Consider the following 16347-nt stretch of genomic DNA (forward strand, 5'->3'; position numbering starts at 1 on the left):
AATGACCACGCCGCGCGCGTCCGGCCCCGCCCCAGCGGCATGGCGCGCCCGCGCGGTGATCGCGTTCTAGCTGACGGGAAATCCGAGATGGCCGCGAAAGCGGCTCTTCAGGAAAACGCCGTCGCGCGGCGGCAACGCGCGGTCGACATGATCGGTCGAGATCGTCACGCGGGCGAAATGCGGACCCTGCCGATCGCGCAGCTTCGGCCGGAAGGCGTCGAGTGCGGCACGCGTTTCGATCGTGCTCACCGAGGGAAAGCCGGCGCCCGCGGCAATCAGCTCCAGCTTCGCGCCGAGCCCGGAATGACTCATCTGCATCCCGGTCTCGCCGAAATGGGCGTTGTCGAGCACGACGATCGAGAGGTTCTTCGGCTGCTTCGCCGCCGAGGTCGCGAGGCTGCCGAGCCCCATCAGTTGCTCGCCGTCGCCGGTGATGACGACGACCGGGCGCGATGGCTGCGCCAGTGCGAGACCCAGGCCGATCATGGCCGCGCCGCCCATCGCGCCCCAGAGATAGAAGTTCGCGTCGTGATCGCCCGCGGCGAACACGTCGTAGGACGACGAGCCGAGGCCGCTGATCACCAGCAGATCGCCGCGATCATGGAGCAACGCCTTGACGGCGGTGCGGCGGTCGAGCGGTGCTCCCATCACTTCGCCTCCGTCCACTTCTTGGCGCCGATCATGCGCTGGGAGATCAGCACCGCGATCGGCTGATCGCTGTCGAACGCGAGCCTCGCTGCAGCGGCCGCCATCTCGCCGGCGTCCTCGGGACGTTCCAGCCGGAACACCGTGACGCCCATGATCTCGAAGGCCGCCTGCGTCGCTTTGCCCATCGGTACCTGCCACGGATTGAACTCGGCCCATTCGCCGCGCATGGTCACGAAGCTGAGAAACGGGAAGCGGCAGCTCGCCAGCAGCGACAGCATGTTGACGCAATTGCCGACGCCGCTCGACTGCATCAGGAGCACTGCGCGCTGGCCGCCGAGCCAGGCGCCGGCGGAGAGCGCGATACCTTCCTCCTCGGTGGTGAGGACCGTGGTGGCGATCGCGGGATCGTCATGGGCGAGGCTGATCAGGCTGGAATGGCCGGCATCGGGGACGTAGCAGAGCTGCCGGACGTCGGCAGCCTTCAGCGCCTGGTAGATGGCGAGCGGCCAGTCGGGGCTGGGGCTTGGTGTATCGGAAGCGGCCATGGCGTCCTGTGGTTCGTGTGCACCCGTGGTGCAGCGGATGATTTAGCCAGAAACGACCGTCGAAGCCCATTGAATCCCGGTGGACCCAGCCATGCCGTTATAGGCAGCTAAGGCCCCACGGTTCGAGACGCGCCGCAAGCGGCGCTCCTCACCATGAGGGTCTGGAGCCTCGCTCATCCAGGCGGGCCTTCACCCTCATGGTGAGGAGCCGCGTAGCGGCGTCTCGAACCATGAGGCCCGAATTCGGTCGACTGAACGAGTGTCCATTTGGAAGAGGTCGACTGGAGCTCACCCGGGAATCCGCACCGGCAGGCTCTCGTAGCCGCGCACGAAGCTGGAATAGACCCGCTTCGGCTCGCCCACGACCTCGATACGGTCGAAGCGCTTGAGGATCTCCTGCCAGACGATGCGCAGCTGCAGCTCGGCGAGCCGCATGCCGACGCAGCGATGGATGCCGAAGCCGAATGACAAATGGATGCGCGGCCGCTTGCGGTCGATGATGAAGGCGTCCGGATTCTCGATCACCTCCCCGTCGCGGTTGCCCGAGACGTACCACATCACGACGCGGTCGCCCTTCTTGATCGTCTTCCCGCCGAGCTCGGTATCGACCAGCGCGGTGCGGCGCATGTGGGCGAGCGGCGTCTGCCAGCGGATCACCTCAGGCACCATGGTCTCGATCAGTGCCGGATTGTCGCGCAGCTTCTGATACTCGGCCGGGTTCTCGTTCAGCGCCAGCACCGATGCCGTCATGGTGTTGCGCGTGGTGTCGTTGCCGCCGACGATGAGCAGGATCAGGTTGCCCATCAGATTGTCCGGCGTCATGTGCCGCGTCGCCTCGCTATGCGCCATCATCGAGATCAGGTCGCGGCCAGGCTCGGCCTGGCGCGCCTTCCACATCCGGCCGAAGGTCTCGGCGCATTCGCCGAGCTCGCGGCGGCGCTCCTCCTCCGACGAGACGATGCCGCTTTTGGGCAGCGCGGTCGAGACGTCGGACCAGCGCGTCAGCTTGCGGCGTTCCTCGAACGGGAAATCGAACAGGGTCGCCAGCATCTGCGTGGTCAGCTCGATCGAGACCTTCTCGACCCAGTTGAAGGTCTCGTTGCGCGGCAGCGAATCCAACACCTTGGCCGAGCGCTGCCGGATCAGTACCGCCATCTCGTCGAGATGGTCCGGCGTGAACATCGGCTGCACCGTCTTGCGCTGCTCGCCATGGCGGGGCTCATCCATCGCGATGAAGCTCGGCCATTCGTATCCGGGCGGCACGTCTCGGATCATGATCCCGCCATTGCTGACGTCCGAGGAGAAGATCGCGTGGTTGGTGTCGACATGCATGATGTCGTGATAGCGCGTCACCGACCAATAGGGCTCGATTGGCGCCTTGGTGCAGTAGTGCACCGGCGCCTCCTTGCGCAGCCGCTCGAACCACGGCCAGATCGTGTCGTTCTGGAACAGCCGTGGTGCGCCAGGATGGAAGTCCTCGATCGGGGTGGAATAGGCCTCGAGGCGCGCGTCGCGCAGCAGATCGGCCTTATCGGAGCGAAGCGCGGCCTGGGCGGTCATGGGGGCGTCCTTTGCTAAACAGTCGCTCGACAATCGAGACAAGTCATAAGTCTGCTCGCCTGTCGTCGCGAGCAGGACGCGTAGGGTGGGCAAAGCGAAGCGTGCCCACCGCGTTTCGCGCCAATCGAAAGATGGTGGGCACAGCATTCGCGCGATGCGCGACCGCCTTTGCCTACCCTACGGGACCGTTCGTGTCGGACCCGATTCGTCTTCAATACAACTTAAGCCGCAATCCTGACCGGCAATGCCTCATATCCCTTCACGAAGCTCGAATAGACCCGCTTTGGCTCCTCCATCACGTCGATATGATCGAATCGCTTCAGGATTTCCTCCCAGATGATCTTGAGTTGCAGTTCGGCCAATCGCAAGCCGACGCAGCGGTGGATGCCGAAGCCGAACGACAGATGCTGACGCGGTCTGATACGGTCGATGATGAAGTCGTAGGGGCGTTCGATGGCGGCCTCGTCGCGGTTGCCCGAGACATACCACATCACGACCTTGTCGCCTTTCTTGATCTGCTTGCCACGGAACTCGATGTCGAAAAGCGCGGTGCGGCGCATGTGGGCGAGCGGGGTCTGCCAGCGGATGACCTCGGGGACGAAGCTGTCGATCAGCGCGGGGTTATCCTTGAGCTTGCGGTACTGATCCGGGTTCTGGCTGAGCGCATAGATGCTGCCGGACATGGTGTTGCGCGTGGTGTCGTTGCCGCCGACAATCAGGAGCACGAGATTGCCGAGGAAGTTCTTCGGATCCATGTTCCGCGTCGCCTCGCTGTGGGCCATCATCGACAGCAGGTCGCTCTTCGGCGGCTGGTTGACGCGCTCCTGCCAGAGCCGCGCGAAATAGCGCGCGCAGTCCATCAGCTCGGCCTGCCTTTCATCCTCGGTCGCGACCAGCCCGTCCGGACCCGGGATGGTGGTCGCGATATCCGACCAGCGCGTCAGCTTGCGGCGGTCCTCCCAGGGGAAGTCGAACAGCACCGCCAGCATCTGCGTGGTCAGCTCGATCGAGACACGATCGACCCAGTCGAACACCTCGCCAACAGGCAGATTGTCCAGGCATTCGGCGGAGCGCTTGCGGATGTTGATCGCGAGCTCGTCGAGATGTGTCGGCGTGAACATCGGCGCCACGGTCTTGCGCTGCGCGGCATGGCGCGGCGGATCCATCGCGATGAAGCTCTCGCGGCGCAGGTCGGGGTCGACGTCGCGAATGGTGATGCCGCCGAGCGCGGACGCCGAGGAGAACACCGCGTGGTTGGTCTCGATCTCCATGATGTCGTCGTAGCGGGTGATCGACCAGTAGGGGCCGAACATCGACTCCTTGCAGTAGTGCACCGGATCCTCGCGACGCAGCCGGTCGAAATAGGGCCAGTGCGTGTCGGTACGGAACAACTCCGGATGACCGGGGTCGAATTCGGCGAGCGGCAACGATGCGGCGCGACTGGCGGCCGCGTCGTTGACGCGGTCGCCTGCTGCGGCGTGTCGCTGTGCCTCGGCCGTCGTGGTGGTCCCGTGCATGGACGTCTCCCTGATGGCCGGATTCTAGCTGTCCGGCGATGTCGGGCGCGATTACATCCTGCCCGGGAGCGCGGGGCAAGCGCGGAGTTTGGGCCGCCGGGCCGGTCTTGCGTCGCAACGCTGGTATTTGTCCGGACGTCGGGCGTGACAAGCGCCACGTCACGGAATATGGCTTTGAGCGATTGTTGCAAAGCAGAAGACTAGCAGGAGGCCGCCCCATGATCGCCAACGCGCAGCGCATGTTCAATTTCGATCTCGGCGAGACTGCGGACGCAATCCGCGAGACGGTGGCGAGCTTTTCGCAGGAGCAGATCGCGCCGCGCGCCGCCGAGATCGACCGCTCCAACCAGTTTCCGCGCGACCTCTGGCCCCGGATCGGCGAGCTCGGCCTGCACGGCATCACCGTCGAGGAGGAGTATGGCGGGGCGGGTCTCGGCTATCTCGAGCACTGCATCGCCATGGAGGAGATCTCGCGCGCCTCGGCCTCGGTCGGCCTGTCCTACGGCGCCCACTCCAATCTCTGCGTCAACCAGATCCGCCGCAACGGCAACGAGGCGCAGAAGCGCAAATATCTGCCGAAGCTGATCTCGGGCGAGCATGTCGGGTCGCTGGCGATGTCCGAGCCGCAGGCCGGCTCCGACGTGGTGTCGATGAAGACGCGCGCCGACAAAAAGGGTGATCGCTTCGTCCTCAACGGCAACAAGATGTGGATCACCAACGGTCCGATCGCGGAAACGCTGGTGGTCTACGCCAAGACCGATCCGCAGGGCGGCCCGCGCGGCATCACTGCCTTCATCATCGAGAAGGGGATGAAGGGCTTCTCGACCGCGCAGAAGCTCGACAAGCTCGGCATGCGCGGCTCGGACACCTGCGAGCTGGTGTTCGAGGATTGCGAGGTGCCGGAGGAGAACGTGTTGGGGCAGGTCGGCCGCGGCGTCAACGTGCTGATGAGTGGCCTCGACTACGAGCGCGCGGTGCTCGCCGCAGGTCCGCTCGGCATCATGCAGGCCTGCATGGACGCTGTGCTGCCTTACGTGCATGAGCGCAAGCAGTTCGGCCAGCCGATCGGCACCTTCCAGCTCGTGCAGGGCAAGGTCGCCGACATGTACACGACGATGAACGCCGCGCGCGCCTATGTCTATGCGGTGGCCAAGGCCTGCGATCGCGGCGAGACCACGCGCGAGGACGCGGCGGGCGCGATTCTGTTCGCCGCCGAAAAGGCGACGCAATGTGCGCTCGATGCGATCCAGCTGCTCGGCGGCAACGGCTACATCAACGACTATGCGACCGGGCGGCTGCTGCGCGACGCCAAGCTCTACGAGATCGGCGCCGGCACCAGCGAGATCCGGCGCATGCTGATCGGGCGGGAATTGTTCGACAAGACGTCTTGAGGTGCCGACCAAGCGGTTGGCGCATGCGGGACATGCGTTCGCCAACCGGCCGGATGCAGATATTTTAGTCATCCTCGTCGAGGCCGGTGTTTTTTTCCGGCCGACTTGCGTAGAAAATACGTCGAACCTCGGAGTCGTCCCGGCGACGAACAATCGAGGTATATTGTAGATCTTTTGCGTGTGTCGGAGGCCCTGAGCCGTGAACCAGATGAGTTACGTTCCGGAGCAGCTGCCGCCGCTTCCGCCTCTCACCGCCACCTTCTCAGGTGCGCGTGGCGAGTTCTTCCGGCTGGTCAGCCGCGGGGCGGCCATCGAACTGATCACACTGGGCTTCTACCGGTTCTGGCTCGCGACCGACATCCGCCGGCATCTCTGGGTCAACACGGCTGTCGACGGTGATGCCGCAGAATATACCGGGCGCGGCAAGGAGCTCCTGATCGGCTTCCTGTTCGCGATGGCGATCCTGGTCCCGATCTATCTCGCCTATTTCCTCATCGGCGTCGAGGCCGAGCGCTACCAGGGCTTCGCCAGCGTGCCGCTGGTGATCGCCTTCTACGCCTTCGGCCAGTTCGCCATCTTCCGCGCGCGCCGCTACCGGCTGACGCGCACGGTCTGGCGCGGCATCCGGTTCTGGATGACGGGTTCGGGCTGGGCCTATGCCGGGCGCGCCATGTTGTGGACCTTGTTGACGGTGGTCACGCTGGGGCTGGCCTGGCCGTGGCGCGCCGCCGCGCTCGAGCGCTACAAGATGCGACATTCGCACTATGGCGATCTCAGCGGCGACTTCGAGGGACGCGGCTGGGAGTTCTTCAAGCGCGCCTGGTATCTGTGGGTCATCGCGCCGTTTGCGCTGCTGCTGTTTCCGTTGTTTCCGTTCGTCTATGCGCAGTTCAAAGCGATCGAGTGGCGCTGGTGGCTGTCGGGCATTCGCTTCGGCGGCGTGCGTCTGGAATCGGACCTGCCCGGCAATGCGTTCTATGGTCTCTATTGGAAGGTGATCGGCTGGTGGTTTCTGCTGTCGATCGCCTCCAGCGCCTATTTCGGCGGTGTCGCCGCACTGATGCTCAGATTGCTGGGGCCGGGGAGTGACGGCCGGCCTCAGGCGCAGGCGCTGTCCGACAACGTGCCGATGCTGGTGCTGGTCGGATTGGGCTACATCGCCTGGATCCTGGCGCTCAACGTCGTGATGCGGCTCTATCTGGTGCGCGACATGTGGGCGACCGTGCTGCAGTCGGTTCAAGTGCATGGCATCGAGGCCATGGCCAATGTCGCCGCCAAGGGCGATCTGGCCAGCGCGCTCGGCGAAGGATTTGCCGATGGACTCGACGTCGCCGGATTCTGATCCCGGGCAGGTGGCCGCTGCTGCGCCGGCCGCCGCCACGCCGGTCGAGCCGGCCGCTCCGCTCGGCGGCCCTGCGGTCTATTTCGACGGCCTGTCCAACCGGCGGCAGACGGTCACGATCGGCTTCGCCAATCAGCTCGTGATGCGCAGCGCGGACAATTTCGTCTCCTGGCCCTATGCCGACATCCGCCGCGTCGACGGCCCGAGCGGCACGCTGCGCGTGAGCTGCCTGTCGGCGTCGCCGCTGGCACGGCTGGAGATCCGCGACGCGGCGTTGTCGGCCGAGCTGATCGCGCGCTGCAGCCATATCGACCAGAACAGGATGACCCGCGGCGCCATCGCGCGCATCGTCGGCTGGTCGCTGGCCGCCGTCGCCTCGATCGTCGCCGTCGTGCTGGTGGTGATTCCGTTCGCATCCGATCGGCTGACGCCCTTGGTGCCGCCGACCATGGAGCGGCATCTCGGCGAGGCCGCCGTGGTGCAGATCCAGACCGTGTTCGGCGACAAGCTTTGCAGCGAGGCGGCCGGGCAGGCCGCGTTCGCCAAGCTGGTCACGGCGCTGCGCCGCCCCGCCGGCCTCGACGACAGCATCGCGTCGCAGGTGCTGGACACGCCGATCCCCAACGCCTTCGCGCTGCCGGGCGGGCAATTCTTCCTGTTCAGGGGGCTGCTCGACAAGGCCAATGACCCCGACGAGGTCGCCGGCGTGCTGGCGCATGAGCTCGGCCACCTCAAGCACCGCGACAACCTGCGGCAGCTGATCCACAATGGCGGCAGCTCATTCCTGATCGGTCTGCTGTTCGGCGACGTCACCGGCGCGGGCGCGGCGATCTTCGCCTCGCGGGCCATGATCAATGCGTCCTATTCGCGCGAGGCGGAGGCGGCGGCGGACGGTTTCGCGATCGACGTGATGCACAAGCTCGGACGGCCGACGCGCCCGATGGGCGAATTGCTGTTTCGCATCACCGGCAAGGAGGATGGCAAGCGCCCGTCGCTGTGGGCCAGCCATCCGCTCAGCGAGGACCGTCTCGCCCGCATGCGCGCCGAGGACCGGCCGCCGAGCGGCCCGCCGCTGCTGAGTGCGGACGAGTGGCGGGCGTTGAAGGGAATTTGCAAGTAGCCGCCGGCGATCCGGCGCCTCACGCACGGCTCGTCGGGACGATCGACCCTCTCTCATCCGTCATTGCGAGCGCAGCGCGCAGCGAAGCAATCCAGATGTCCTCGGCGGCAAGATTCTGGATTGCTTCGCTGCGCTCGCAATGACGGGGTGAGAGCGGTGCGCGTCTGCTTCGACGCGGGTTGAGCGACGGCACTGCTGGTGAGATGGCAGCGCCGACACCTATTCCGCCAGATTGTTCGTCTTCTTCACCCAGGCCCGCACATCGGCCAGCACGTCCGGCAGCACCGCCTTGACCTCGGCGAGCGTCATGCCGGCCTTGACGCGCGGATCGTACAGCAGGTTGAGGATGTACTGGTCGTAGACGTCGAAATAGCCCATCGAGACGTTGTCGTTGAACATGGTCCAGGGCACGCTCGAAGTGTCGTTGATCGGCCCGAGCGACTGCAGGAGCTCCTCATAGGCGCAGTCGAGAAAGACGAAATCGCCGTTGTCGACGGTGAGGATGACGTCGGAATGCTCGATCTCGAACGCCTCGTTCTTGCGGAAGCCGGACAGGCATTGCGGATCCAGCGAGGTCTTGATCTCGCGCGCGCGCTCGCTGCCATAGGACTGGCTGATGGTGTGGTAGAGATCGCGGTCGCGTACCAGCTTGACGCGGACATTGGCGTCGCCGTCGGTGTCGGTCATCGCAATGTCGAGGTTGCGGATGCGCGCGGCGATGTCGCTGACGACCTTGGCGAGCTGCGCCTTGCGATCGGCGCGGCGGCCATCGGCGAACACCCGCACCGGTGCGCTGTACTTCCGGATGCGGTCGACCCGGCCCGCCAGGTGATACTCGGCGCCGAACGCGGTCTTGAAGAAGCCGTCGGTGATCTCGGCGTCGGTGAAGCTCTTCTTCTCGATGCGCTGGCGGGCGGCGATCGCCGGAATTTCGGTGGTCGACGCCGGCAGCGGGACCATCGCGGTCACAAGCGCAGCCAGCGCGGCCGCCACCGCGCTCCGCAGGGGGCGCCAGGAGCACGGATGCTCGTGGCGAGGATGCGCGCTGTGACATTGCCTCATCGTCGTGGTCGAGTGCGGCTCTAGTTCTTGACGATCACGGTCGTGCCAACCGAGACGCGGTCGTAGAGGTCGGCGACGTCGTCATTGGTCATGCGGAAGCAGCCCGACGATACCGCCTGGCCGATCGTCTCGGGCTCGTTCGAGCCGTGGATTCGGTACAGCGTTGAACCGAGATACATTGCGCGCGCGCCGAGCGGGTTCTCGATGCCGCCGGCCATGTGGCGCGGCAGGTCGGGCCGGCGCCGCAGCATCTGCGACGGCGGGGTCCAGGCCGGCCATTCCTTCTTGGCGGAGATGCGGTGCACGCCGCTCCAGCGGAACCCGTCACGGCCGACGCCGATGCCGTAGCGCAGCGCCTGGCCGCCCGGCAGGACCAGATAGAGCCGGCGCTCACTGGTGCTCACGACGATGGTGCCTGGCGCATACTGGCTCTGGAACATCACGGTCTGGCGCGGAATCGGGCTGACACCGCTCTGATAGAAGTTCGGCCCGCCGCCGAAGAGGTCCCTGGTGTCGAACATTTCCGCCCGCGCCATCCCGGCGCTTGCCACCGACGCGACCGCAGCAATTCCCAAAGCCAAACAGCGCTTCATTTCCGTCCCCTGGCAAACATCAAATTCCGTTCGCAGACAGGCCATAAACGGTTGCACTTCGCAACCCACGGCGGCGTGAGGCCGGTATGTGGCGACGGTCCGTGACCCAAATCCCACGGACAATCGCGCGCGTCCTGGACCAACATCCTGTTAGCCAAGCCCGCGCATGAGCACCGTGGCGATGGCAGCAATGCGGCCAGCCCCTTTGACGCCGCGGGCGAACAATGATTGATCTGCCCGGCATTGCAAATAGTGCGCGGAATCAGCAGGAGAACATGATGAACGGTGCGGAAAGCCTGGTACGGACCCTGGTCGCAGGGGGCGTTGACGTCTGCTTTACCAATCCGGGCACCTCCGAAATGCACTTCGTCGCCGCGCTCGACCGCGTCGAGGGCATGCGCTGCGTGCTCGGCCTGTTCGAGGGCGTGGTGACCGGCGCCGCAGATGGCTATTTCCGCATGAAGGGCACGCCGGCCTCGACGCTTCTCCATCTCGGTCCTGGCCTGGCCAACGGCCTCGCCAACCTGCACAACGCCAAGAAGGCGCGCTCGGGCATCGTCAACATCGTCGGCCAGCACGCGACCTACCACATCGGCTTCAATGCGCCGCTGACCTCGGACATCGAGGGCCTGGCGCGGCCGATGTCCGATTGGGTGCGGACCTCGCCGAGCGCCAAGGCCGTGGCTGCCGACGGCGCCGCCGCGATCGCCGCCGCCAAGAGCGCGCCGCCGCAGATCGCCACCCTGATCCTGCCCGCTGACACCGCCTGGAACGAGGTCGACGGCATTGCCCAGGTTCCGGGAGAGGCGCAGCGCCCGAGCTATTCGGCTGACGCGGTCGAGAAGGCCGCGAAGATCCTGCACGCCCACGGCCCCGAGACGCTGGTGCTGATGACAGCGGGCGCATTGACCGAGCAGGCTCTGACCTTCGCCCAGCAGATCGCCGGCAAGACCGGCTGCCGCGTGATGGGCCAGACCTATCACCCGCGCATGGCGCGCGGCGCCGGACGGTTCTCGATCGACCGCATCCCTTACGTGATCGAGCAGGCGCTGCCGATCCTGAAGAACTACAAGCATATCGTGCTGGTCGAGGCCAACGACCCCGTCGCCTTCTTCGCCTATCCGAACAAGCCGAGCATGCTCAAGGCCGAGGGCACCGAGGTGCACCGCATGACCGCCTGGGGCGAGAACTCGGCCGCCGCCCTCGAGGCGCTCGCCGGCCATCTCGGCGCCAAGGCCGCCGACGTTAAGCCGCAGCCGCTCGCCGAGCTGATCAAGCCCACCGGCGCGTTGAACCACACCACCATCGCCCAGGCGATCGCCTATGCGATCCCGGAGAACGCGATCATCGTCGACGAATCCATCACCACGGGCCGCGGCTTCTTCCCGCCGACGGCGGCCGCCAAGCCGCATGACTGGCTGCAGAACATGGGCGGCTCGATCGGCTTCTCGACCCCCGTCGCGACCGGCGCCGCGGTGGCCTGCCCGGACCGCAAGGTCATGTGCCTCGTGGGCGACGGCAGCGCGATGTACACGATCCAGTCGCTGTGGACCCAGGCGCGCGAGAACCTCAACGTCGTCACGGTGGTGTTCGCCAACAGGATCTACCAGATCCTGCGCGGCGAGTTCGACGGCGTCGGCGCCGGCGAGCCGGGCCAGCGCGCCCAGGACATGCTCAAGATCGACCGCCCGACGCTCGACTTCGTCGCCATGGCGAAGGGCATGGGCGTCCCCGGCCGCGCCGTCACCTCGGCTGACGAGTTCAATGCCGCGCTGGCCGAGGCCAATGCCGAATATGGCCCGCGCCTGATCGAAGTGCAGATGTAAATCCGCAACGCTGGCGGCCGCAAAACGGCCGCCGGCCGAGGGAAGGCGCATCGCCTCATTTATGGGGTTGGCGACTCACGCCGATCGCGTGTTGATGGTGAGGTGTCCTTCTCTCCTGTATCTGAGCGGCATGCACAGTGAATTGAACCGGCTGATCTCTGCGCTGCAGGAGTTCTATGCGCGCGAGCGCTTCATCCTCGACCGTGATCTCGGCGAGCGCGCCTTGACGCATCGGCTGGCGGTGCATCTCGAACGCAACTTCCTGGGGTGGGATGTCGATTGCGATTACAATCGGCTCGGCGACCGCGCCATGCTGCTGCCGCGTGGCACCATCGTCTCGACCGACGATGAGCTGGGCAAATCGGTCTACCCGGACATCGTCGTGCACAAGCGTGCCGTGCCCGACAATCTGCTGGCGATCGAGGTCCGCAAGGCCGGCAACCACCAGCCGCTGGCGCATGACCGCCACAAGCTGATGGCGCTGACCGATCCGCATCTGTGGTTCGCCTATTGGATCGGCGTGCTGGTGATTCTCGACCGCCGCAGCGTGATCACGCCGGAGGTCTATGTCGGCGCCCGGATCGATCCGGGACTGTCGGCCTGGTTCGCGGGGCGATTGCAGCAGATGGGACTCGCCGCCGGCTGAGACATCTCGCAGAAGAGGTGCGCGATCGCGGTCGACGCGAATGAACAAGGGCCGCCCCTGAGAGGAGCGGCCCGATCTCGTCGCGCATGTGGAGCCTGCGGACAGGCGCGCCCACGCCCTACTTCGACATGGCGTCGCCGGACGACTTCTTCGCCGACTTCTTCTTCGTCTTGCTCATCTTCATGTCGTCGCCCCCGCCCATGGCGTCGCCGCTCTTCGCCGACTGGCCGGTGGTCGTCATCGGCTTCTCGGTGGACTGGGCAAGAGCGGCCGACGAGACGAACGCGAGGGCGGCGGTGGCGATGATCAGTTTACGCATGCGGAAAACCTCCGTGGGTTGGAAACGCCCCGGACCATAGGCGGATTCGAGTCGCGGCGTTCTGACGCAGGAATCAGGAAAACGTGAGAGCGCCGCCCCGCAAAAGCCGCCTTGCGCCGGCCCCGCGGAGGTAGCAGGTGCATTCTGTGACTGATGTGCTGGGTGCAGGGCGCCCATGCGGGGACGAGCGAGGTCAAAATGGCCGGGTGCGGCGATCCAAATGCCTCGATGCACATTCGATGCGTAGCCGCGGCCGTTGCTGCGACGTCGGCCTCTGGTCCAAATGGAATAGCTTCGGGCTTCATGGGGAAGAACGGAAAGTCGAACAACCTGAGCGCGGTCCGCTCTTCCGAGGAGATCGAGACGCTCGCGCGCGATGCAGTCGCCGACGCTCGGGCGGAGCGTCGCGAGCAGGCGTTGCAGAAGCTCGCGCCGTTGCGGAAGGCGTAGACCTGTCAGCGCGAAGCGGCCATGGCGCCGCTGTGGATGGTCGATCATATCTGCCTGCCGCGGGACGTCGCGGCCGGGATTCTCATGGAGATCGCGCGATCCCACGACGAGGACGCCGACATTCTCGCCAGGGAAGCAGCTCGGACTACCGGTCGACATCGGCCGCTTCGGCCTGCCGGAATGTGAACTCGGCCAATGCAAGGTCAAGCTCGCCGAGCGTCCACTGGCGGTGCCCCGATCGTCATCATGCGATGGCGGCCAGATGGACGGTAGTAAACACGGAACGGACGCGCAAATTCAGAGGTCAATGGTGGGCGCACAAGGGATCGAACCTTGGACCTCTCCCGTGTGAAGGGAACGCTCTCCCGCTGAGCTATGCGCCCGGATCCTGGTGGCTGCCGGCCGTGGGGCCGTAAGAGGCAGCTGCCGAAGCAGTCCGTCGGAGCCCGCGATTTACGAAGCGCGGGCAGGGGGTGTCAAGGATTTGCGGCGCCGCTGGCGAGGAAAACTGCCGGGGTGCGGTGGCCCGTCCTCGATAGGGGCCGAAACCGGCCCTCTCGCGGGCCGGCCTCCATACTGAAGCGAGGGGCGGATATCCGCCGCACTCGGCGCCGATCCGGCGGCCTCAGGCCCCGAGCTGCCGTGCTCGCGAGGCATGAGACTGCAGCGCGCGGATGCGGTCGGCCAGGGTGCCGCCTTGCGGACCGCCTGCGCCGGCTGCAGCGGCCGGAGCCGCGGCGACGCCATTGGCGTTGGCCGGCTTGGCGGGGGCCGGCTCGGCGGCCAGCATGGCTTCGATGGTCGAGTTCGGGCCCTCGATCTGCATTGCGAGCTTGGCCACTTCGGCGGCGATGTCGTTGATGCGCTCACGCAAGAGCGCGTTCTCCATCCGCTCCTGGGCCCAGGTGCTCTCGGCCTGCTGCTGGATCGCGTTCATCTCGCGCTGCAGCTTGGTGCGCTCGTCGCGGGCGGCCTGCAATTGCTCTTCGAGGGCGGCCTTCTCGGACTTGAGCCGCTCGAATGCGGCTGACTTGCCGCTACCGAAGCCGGCCAGCTCCTCGCGCAGCTCCTTCAAGGCGCGGTCGGCGGCCACGTTGGCCTCGCGCAACTGGTTGTTCTCGAAATCACGTTCGGCAAGCAGCTTGCCCTGGGTCGACAGCCGGCTCTCGAGGTCGGCGACGCGGGTCGCCAGCATCTCGGCTTCCTTGACCTGGACGATCAGCTGGCGGTCGAGCTCGGTGACGCGCTGGCTGAGATTCTCGACCCGCGCGCGGGCGTCGTTGAGCGCCTTGGTCGCGGTGTCGGATTCGTCGCGCTCCAGCGCCAGCCGCGTCTGGGTCGCGGAGAATTCCTTCTCGGCGTCGGCCACGCGGCTGCGCAGCTCCTCGATCTGGGTCCTGACCGACACCAGCTCGACCTGGCGGCTGTCCGCCAGCAGCGCCTTGTCGTTCAGCTCGGTGCTCAGCCGGACCAGCTCGGCCTGCTTCTCCTTCAGCGCCTGCTCGGCGGCGCGCAGCGCCTCGGTCTTGGCGGCGAACTCCTCTTCCGTGGCGCGGAGCTGGTCCTTCAGCGCCTTCTCGCGCGCCTCCAGCGCGAAGATCGCGGCGTTCTTCTCGCCGAGCTCGATCTTCATGCGGTTGATGGCGTCGGTCTTCTTGCCGAGGTCGGCGAGCTGGCCGGTGGCCTTGTTCTTGAGCGCGTCGACGCTCATCTCCAGCCGCCGCGCCGACATCGCGAACTCCGCGCGCAGCTGATCCTTGTCGGCCTGGATCTCGGCCATCGACAGCGGCGTCGCCGCCTCGAGCCGGCGCGTCGTCAGCCGTACCGCACGATTGTGCACCAGCGGCACGATCATCAGCGCACAGAGCATGGCGATCAGAAAACCGATCGCAAAATACATGATCGGCTCGACCATGACGCACAACTCCCGGTCCAAAATGATTAACGGAATCACAATGCACGGCGGGCTGATTCAACGCCAGCCCAATGCCGTGTTAACCTTGATCCGTCGCGGGAGAACGTGTCCTAGCGGTACCAGCCGGCGACCTCAGAACGGGTTCCAGGTCGCACTTGGGGTGAACTTGAGGTAGCCGACATTGGCGCCGAGCCGCAGGCCGATCCCGGACCGGATCGGCACCAGCACGATGTTGTTGGCGGTCAGCGCCGTCATGCCGAAGCCGCCGACGATATAGGCCGAGCCGTCGATGCCGACGAAGCGCTGATAGATCGCGCTGGTGGCCGGCAGATTGTAGACCAGCGTCATGGTGCGGGCGCCGTCGCCGCCCCAGTCGAAGCCGAGCGAGGGGCCCTGCCAGTAGACGCGGAGGTCGCCGGCGTTCTTGGTGTAGAGCGTGCCCTCGCCGTAACGGAGACCGGCGACGAAAGCACCGGCGCCTTCCTCGCCCAGGATATAGCCGTTCGGCAGGCCCCATTGGCTGACGGCGCGCTCGATCACCGAGGCGAGGCCGCGCGAGACGTTGCCGAAGAAGCGGTGGCCGGCATTGACGAGCTCGTCCGGATTGAAGCTGTCCGGGCTCGGCGCAGGCCGCGGCGGCGGTGCGGGCTGCTGATACGGCGGCGCAGCCTGGTAGGGCGGCGCAGCAGGCGGGGGCGCCTGCTGCGCGGCGACCGACGCGGTCATGGCCAGCACGGCCGCTAACGTCGCGGCGGCAAGGCGTGATGCGAAACTCATCGATGGAAATCCCCTGCTATCGGCTGCCCGAGCCTCGCCTTAACCTGACGCCAACCCCATCGGGCGATTGTCGGGCGAGGGGCGATGCCCCTGCGACTCCCATGTTATCGGCACCAACTATGACCGCACAACGGCAACAACCGAACCAGACCGGATCAAAGTCGCTGTTTCGCCTTGTAATTGCCGCTATCGCGCTCGCTGCGCTGCTGCTGCCGGTCGGCGCGCCGGCGGCCACGACGCAGCGCATCATCTCCGACCGCTTCAGCGGGCTGGCGATCGACGGCTTCGACCCCGTTTCCTATTTCGTGGATGGCAAGGCCCTGCTGGGACTGCCGGATTTCGAGGCGTCCCAGGGTGGGGTGGTCTGGCGGTTTCGCAACGAGGGCAATCGTGCCTCCTTCCTGGCCCATCCGGAGGTCTACGGCCCGCAATTCGGCGGCTACGACCCGACCGATGTGGCTCGCGGCGTGACGGTGGCCGGCAACCCGCGCTTCTTCGTCGTGGTCGAGGAACGGCTGTTCCTGTTCAATCGCGAGGAAAGCCGCGACGCCTTCGCGGCCGACCCGAGCCGCTATCTGCCGCGGGCGGAAGCTCGTTGGCCGGCGCTCGAGGAGGATCTGCCGCAGTAGGCGGTAG

Annotated in this window: 16 protein-coding genes and 1 tRNA gene; 7 read left to right on the forward strand and 10 right to left on the reverse strand. The window is 66.1% G+C overall.

Features of this window, described 5'->3' with window-relative positions:
* Positions 1–66 precede the first annotated feature (66 nt).
* The 4 genes from QX039_RS19775 to QX039_RS19790 all read right to left on the reverse strand — a co-directional run bounded on the left by QX039_RS19775 (position 67) and on the right by QX039_RS19790 (position 4270).
* Entirely contained in the window at positions 67–648 is a 582-nt protein-coding gene (locus QX039_RS19775) for a thiamine pyrophosphate-dependent enzyme (protein ID WP_315734251.1), read from the reverse strand.
* On the reverse strand, positions 648–1193 hold the full coding sequence (locus tag QX039_RS19780; protein ID WP_315734249.1) for a thiamine pyrophosphate-binding protein: 546 nt from the start codon (positions 1191–1193) through the stop codon (positions 648–650). Before QX039_RS19780 ends, QX039_RS19775 begins: the two co-directional genes overlap by 1 nt.
* 288 nt (positions 1194–1481) lie before the next feature.
* A complete protein-coding gene (locus tag QX039_RS19785; protein ID WP_315734247.1) occupies positions 1482–2753 on the reverse strand; it encodes a cytochrome P450 in 1272 nt (423 codons plus the stop codon).
* 221 nt (positions 2754–2974) lie between these two features.
* A complete protein-coding gene (locus QX039_RS19790) occupies positions 2975–4270 on the reverse strand; it encodes a cytochrome P450 (protein ID WP_315734245.1) in 1296 nt (431 codons plus the stop codon).
* A 218-nt stretch (positions 4271–4488) separates the two neighbouring features.
* Here QX039_RS19790 and QX039_RS19795 point away from each other — a divergent pair, with 218 nt between their 5' ends.
* The 3 genes from QX039_RS19795 to QX039_RS19805 all read left to right on the forward strand — a co-directional run bounded on the left by QX039_RS19795 (position 4489) and on the right by QX039_RS19805 (position 8123).
* Positions 4489–5661, forward strand: a complete 1173-nt coding sequence (locus QX039_RS19795; RefSeq protein ID WP_315734243.1) for an isovaleryl-CoA dehydrogenase — start codon at positions 4489–4491, stop codon at positions 5659–5661.
* Positions 5662–5869: 208 nt separating this feature from the next.
* Positions 5870–7003 carry a DUF898 family protein gene (locus QX039_RS19800; protein ID WP_315735672.1) on the forward strand — a complete coding sequence of 378 codons (1134 nt, stop codon included), beginning with the start codon at positions 5870–5872 and terminating at the stop codon, positions 7001–7003.
* On the forward strand, positions 6978–8123 hold the full coding sequence (locus QX039_RS19805; RefSeq protein ID WP_315734241.1) for a M48 family metallopeptidase: 1146 nt from the start codon (positions 6978–6980) through the stop codon (positions 8121–8123). The genes QX039_RS19800 and QX039_RS19805 overlap by 26 nt, the downstream gene beginning before the upstream one ends.
* A gap of 219 nt (positions 8124–8342) precedes the next feature.
* Here the strand turns inward: QX039_RS19805 and QX039_RS19810 are convergent, their stop codons facing one another.
* Together QX039_RS19810 and QX039_RS19815 are read right to left on the reverse strand one after the other, a co-directional pair.
* On the reverse strand, positions 8343–9083 hold the full coding sequence (locus tag QX039_RS19810; protein ID WP_315735670.1) for a DUF2927 domain-containing protein: 741 nt from the start codon (positions 9081–9083) through the stop codon (positions 8343–8345).
* A gap of 122 nt (positions 9084–9205) precedes the next feature.
* On the reverse strand, positions 9206–9778 hold the full coding sequence (locus QX039_RS19815) for a L,D-transpeptidase (RefSeq protein ID WP_315734239.1): 573 nt from the start codon (positions 9776–9778) through the stop codon (positions 9206–9208).
* A 278-nt stretch (positions 9779–10056) separates the two neighbouring features.
* Here QX039_RS19815 and QX039_RS19820 point away from each other — a divergent pair, with 278 nt between their 5' ends.
* Both QX039_RS19820 and QX039_RS19825 read left to right on the forward strand, forming a co-directional pair.
* Positions 10057–11604 carry an acetolactate synthase large subunit gene (locus tag QX039_RS19820; RefSeq protein WP_315734237.1) on the forward strand — a complete coding sequence of 516 codons (1548 nt, stop codon included), beginning with the start codon at positions 10057–10059 and terminating at the stop codon, positions 11602–11604.
* Positions 11605–11734: 130 nt separating this feature from the next.
* Positions 11735–12250: a hypothetical protein gene (locus tag QX039_RS19825; RefSeq protein WP_315734235.1), complete on the forward strand. Its 516-nt coding sequence runs from the start codon at positions 11735–11737 to the stop codon at positions 12248–12250.
* Between the two features lie 118 nt (positions 12251–12368).
* Here the strand turns inward: QX039_RS19825 and QX039_RS19830 are convergent, their stop codons facing one another.
* Complete coding sequence (locus QX039_RS19830) at positions 12369–12569, reverse strand: hypothetical protein (protein ID WP_315734232.1); 201 nt, start codon at positions 12567–12569, stop codon at positions 12369–12371.
* 303 nt (positions 12570–12872) lie between these two features.
* Between QX039_RS19830 and QX039_RS19835 the strand changes: the two genes are divergently transcribed.
* Positions 12873–13019, forward strand: a complete 147-nt coding sequence (locus QX039_RS19835) for a hypothetical protein (RefSeq protein WP_315734230.1) — start codon at positions 12873–12875, stop codon at positions 13017–13019.
* Between the two features lie 308 nt (positions 13020–13327).
* Here the strand turns inward: QX039_RS19835 and QX039_RS19840 are convergent.
* The 3 genes from QX039_RS19840 to QX039_RS19850 all read right to left on the reverse strand — a co-directional run bounded on the left by QX039_RS19840 (position 13328) and on the right by QX039_RS19850 (position 15711).
* Positions 13328–13402, reverse strand: a tRNA-Val gene (locus tag QX039_RS19840).
* 242 nt (positions 13403–13644) lie between these two features.
* Positions 13645–14934 carry a hypothetical protein gene (locus QX039_RS19845; protein ID WP_315771789.1) on the reverse strand — a complete coding sequence of 430 codons (1290 nt, stop codon included), beginning with the start codon at positions 14932–14934 and terminating at the stop codon, positions 13645–13647.
* Between the two features lie 132 nt (positions 14935–15066).
* Positions 15067–15711 carry a DUF1134 domain-containing protein gene (locus tag QX039_RS19850; protein ID WP_315771790.1) on the reverse strand — a complete coding sequence of 215 codons (645 nt, stop codon included), beginning with the start codon at positions 15709–15711 and terminating at the stop codon, positions 15067–15069.
* Positions 15712–15830: 119 nt separating this feature from the next.
* Between QX039_RS19850 and QX039_RS19855 the strand changes: the two genes are divergently transcribed.
* Positions 15831–16340 carry a YHS domain-containing (seleno)protein gene (locus tag QX039_RS19855; protein ID WP_315757409.1) on the forward strand — a complete coding sequence of 170 codons (510 nt, stop codon included), beginning with the start codon at positions 15831–15833 and terminating at the stop codon, positions 16338–16340.
* The last annotated feature ends 7 nt before the right edge of the window (positions 16341–16347 follow it).

Origin of the sequence: Bradyrhizobium sp. SZCCHNR1043, from assembly GCF_032489675.1 — a bacterium.
GTDB lineage: Bacteria > Pseudomonadota > Alphaproteobacteria > Rhizobiales > Xanthobacteraceae > Bradyrhizobium.

Bases quoted from the DNA above. Each gene is read 5' to 3' on its own strand.
- QX039_RS19845 (WP_315771789.1), bottom strand. From the start codon at position 14,934: ATGGTCGAGCCGATCATGTATTTTGCGATCGGTTTTCTGATCGCCATG.
- QX039_RS19780 (WP_315734249.1), bottom strand. From the start codon at position 1,193: ATGGCCGCTTCCGATACACCAAGCCCCAGCCCCGACTGGCCGCTCGCC.
- QX039_RS19785 (WP_315734247.1), bottom strand. From the start codon at position 2,753: ATGACCGCCCAGGCCGCGCTTCGCTCCGATAAGGCCGATCTGCTGCGC.
- QX039_RS19810 (WP_315735670.1), bottom strand. From the start codon at position 9,083: ATGGTCCCGCTGCCGGCGTCGACCACCGAAATTCCGGCGATCGCCGCC.
- QX039_RS19775 (WP_315734251.1), bottom strand. From the start codon at position 648: ATGGGAGCACCGCTCGACCGCCGCACCGCCGTCAAGGCGTTGCTCCAT.
- QX039_RS19855 (WP_315757409.1), top strand. From the start codon at position 15,831: ATGACCGCACAACGGCAACAACCGAACCAGACCGGATCAAAGTCGCTG.
- QX039_RS19790 (WP_315734245.1), bottom strand. From the start codon at position 4,270: ATGCACGGGACCACCACGACGGCCGAGGCACAGCGACACGCCGCAGCA.
- QX039_RS19825 (WP_315734235.1), top strand. From the start codon at position 11,735: ATGCACAGTGAATTGAACCGGCTGATCTCTGCGCTGCAGGAGTTCTAT.
- QX039_RS19800 (WP_315735672.1), top strand. From the start codon at position 5,870: ATGAGTTACGTTCCGGAGCAGCTGCCGCCGCTTCCGCCTCTCACCGCC.
- QX039_RS19850 (WP_315771790.1), bottom strand. From the start codon at position 15,711: ATGAGTTTCGCATCACGCCTTGCCGCCGCGACGTTAGCGGCCGTGCTG.
- QX039_RS19820 (WP_315734237.1), top strand. From the start codon at position 10,057: ATGAACGGTGCGGAAAGCCTGGTACGGACCCTGGTCGCAGGGGGCGTT.
- QX039_RS19805 (WP_315734241.1), top strand. From the start codon at position 6,978: ATGGACTCGACGTCGCCGGATTCTGATCCCGGGCAGGTGGCCGCTGCT.
- QX039_RS19835 (WP_315734230.1), top strand. From the start codon at position 12,873: ATGGGGAAGAACGGAAAGTCGAACAACCTGAGCGCGGTCCGCTCTTCC.
- QX039_RS19795 (WP_315734243.1), top strand. From the start codon at position 4,489: ATGATCGCCAACGCGCAGCGCATGTTCAATTTCGATCTCGGCGAGACT.
- QX039_RS19815 (WP_315734239.1), bottom strand. From the start codon at position 9,778: ATGAAGCGCTGTTTGGCTTTGGGAATTGCTGCGGTCGCGTCGGTGGCA.
- QX039_RS19830 (WP_315734232.1), bottom strand. From the start codon at position 12,569: ATGCGTAAACTGATCATCGCCACCGCCGCCCTCGCGTTCGTCTCGTCG.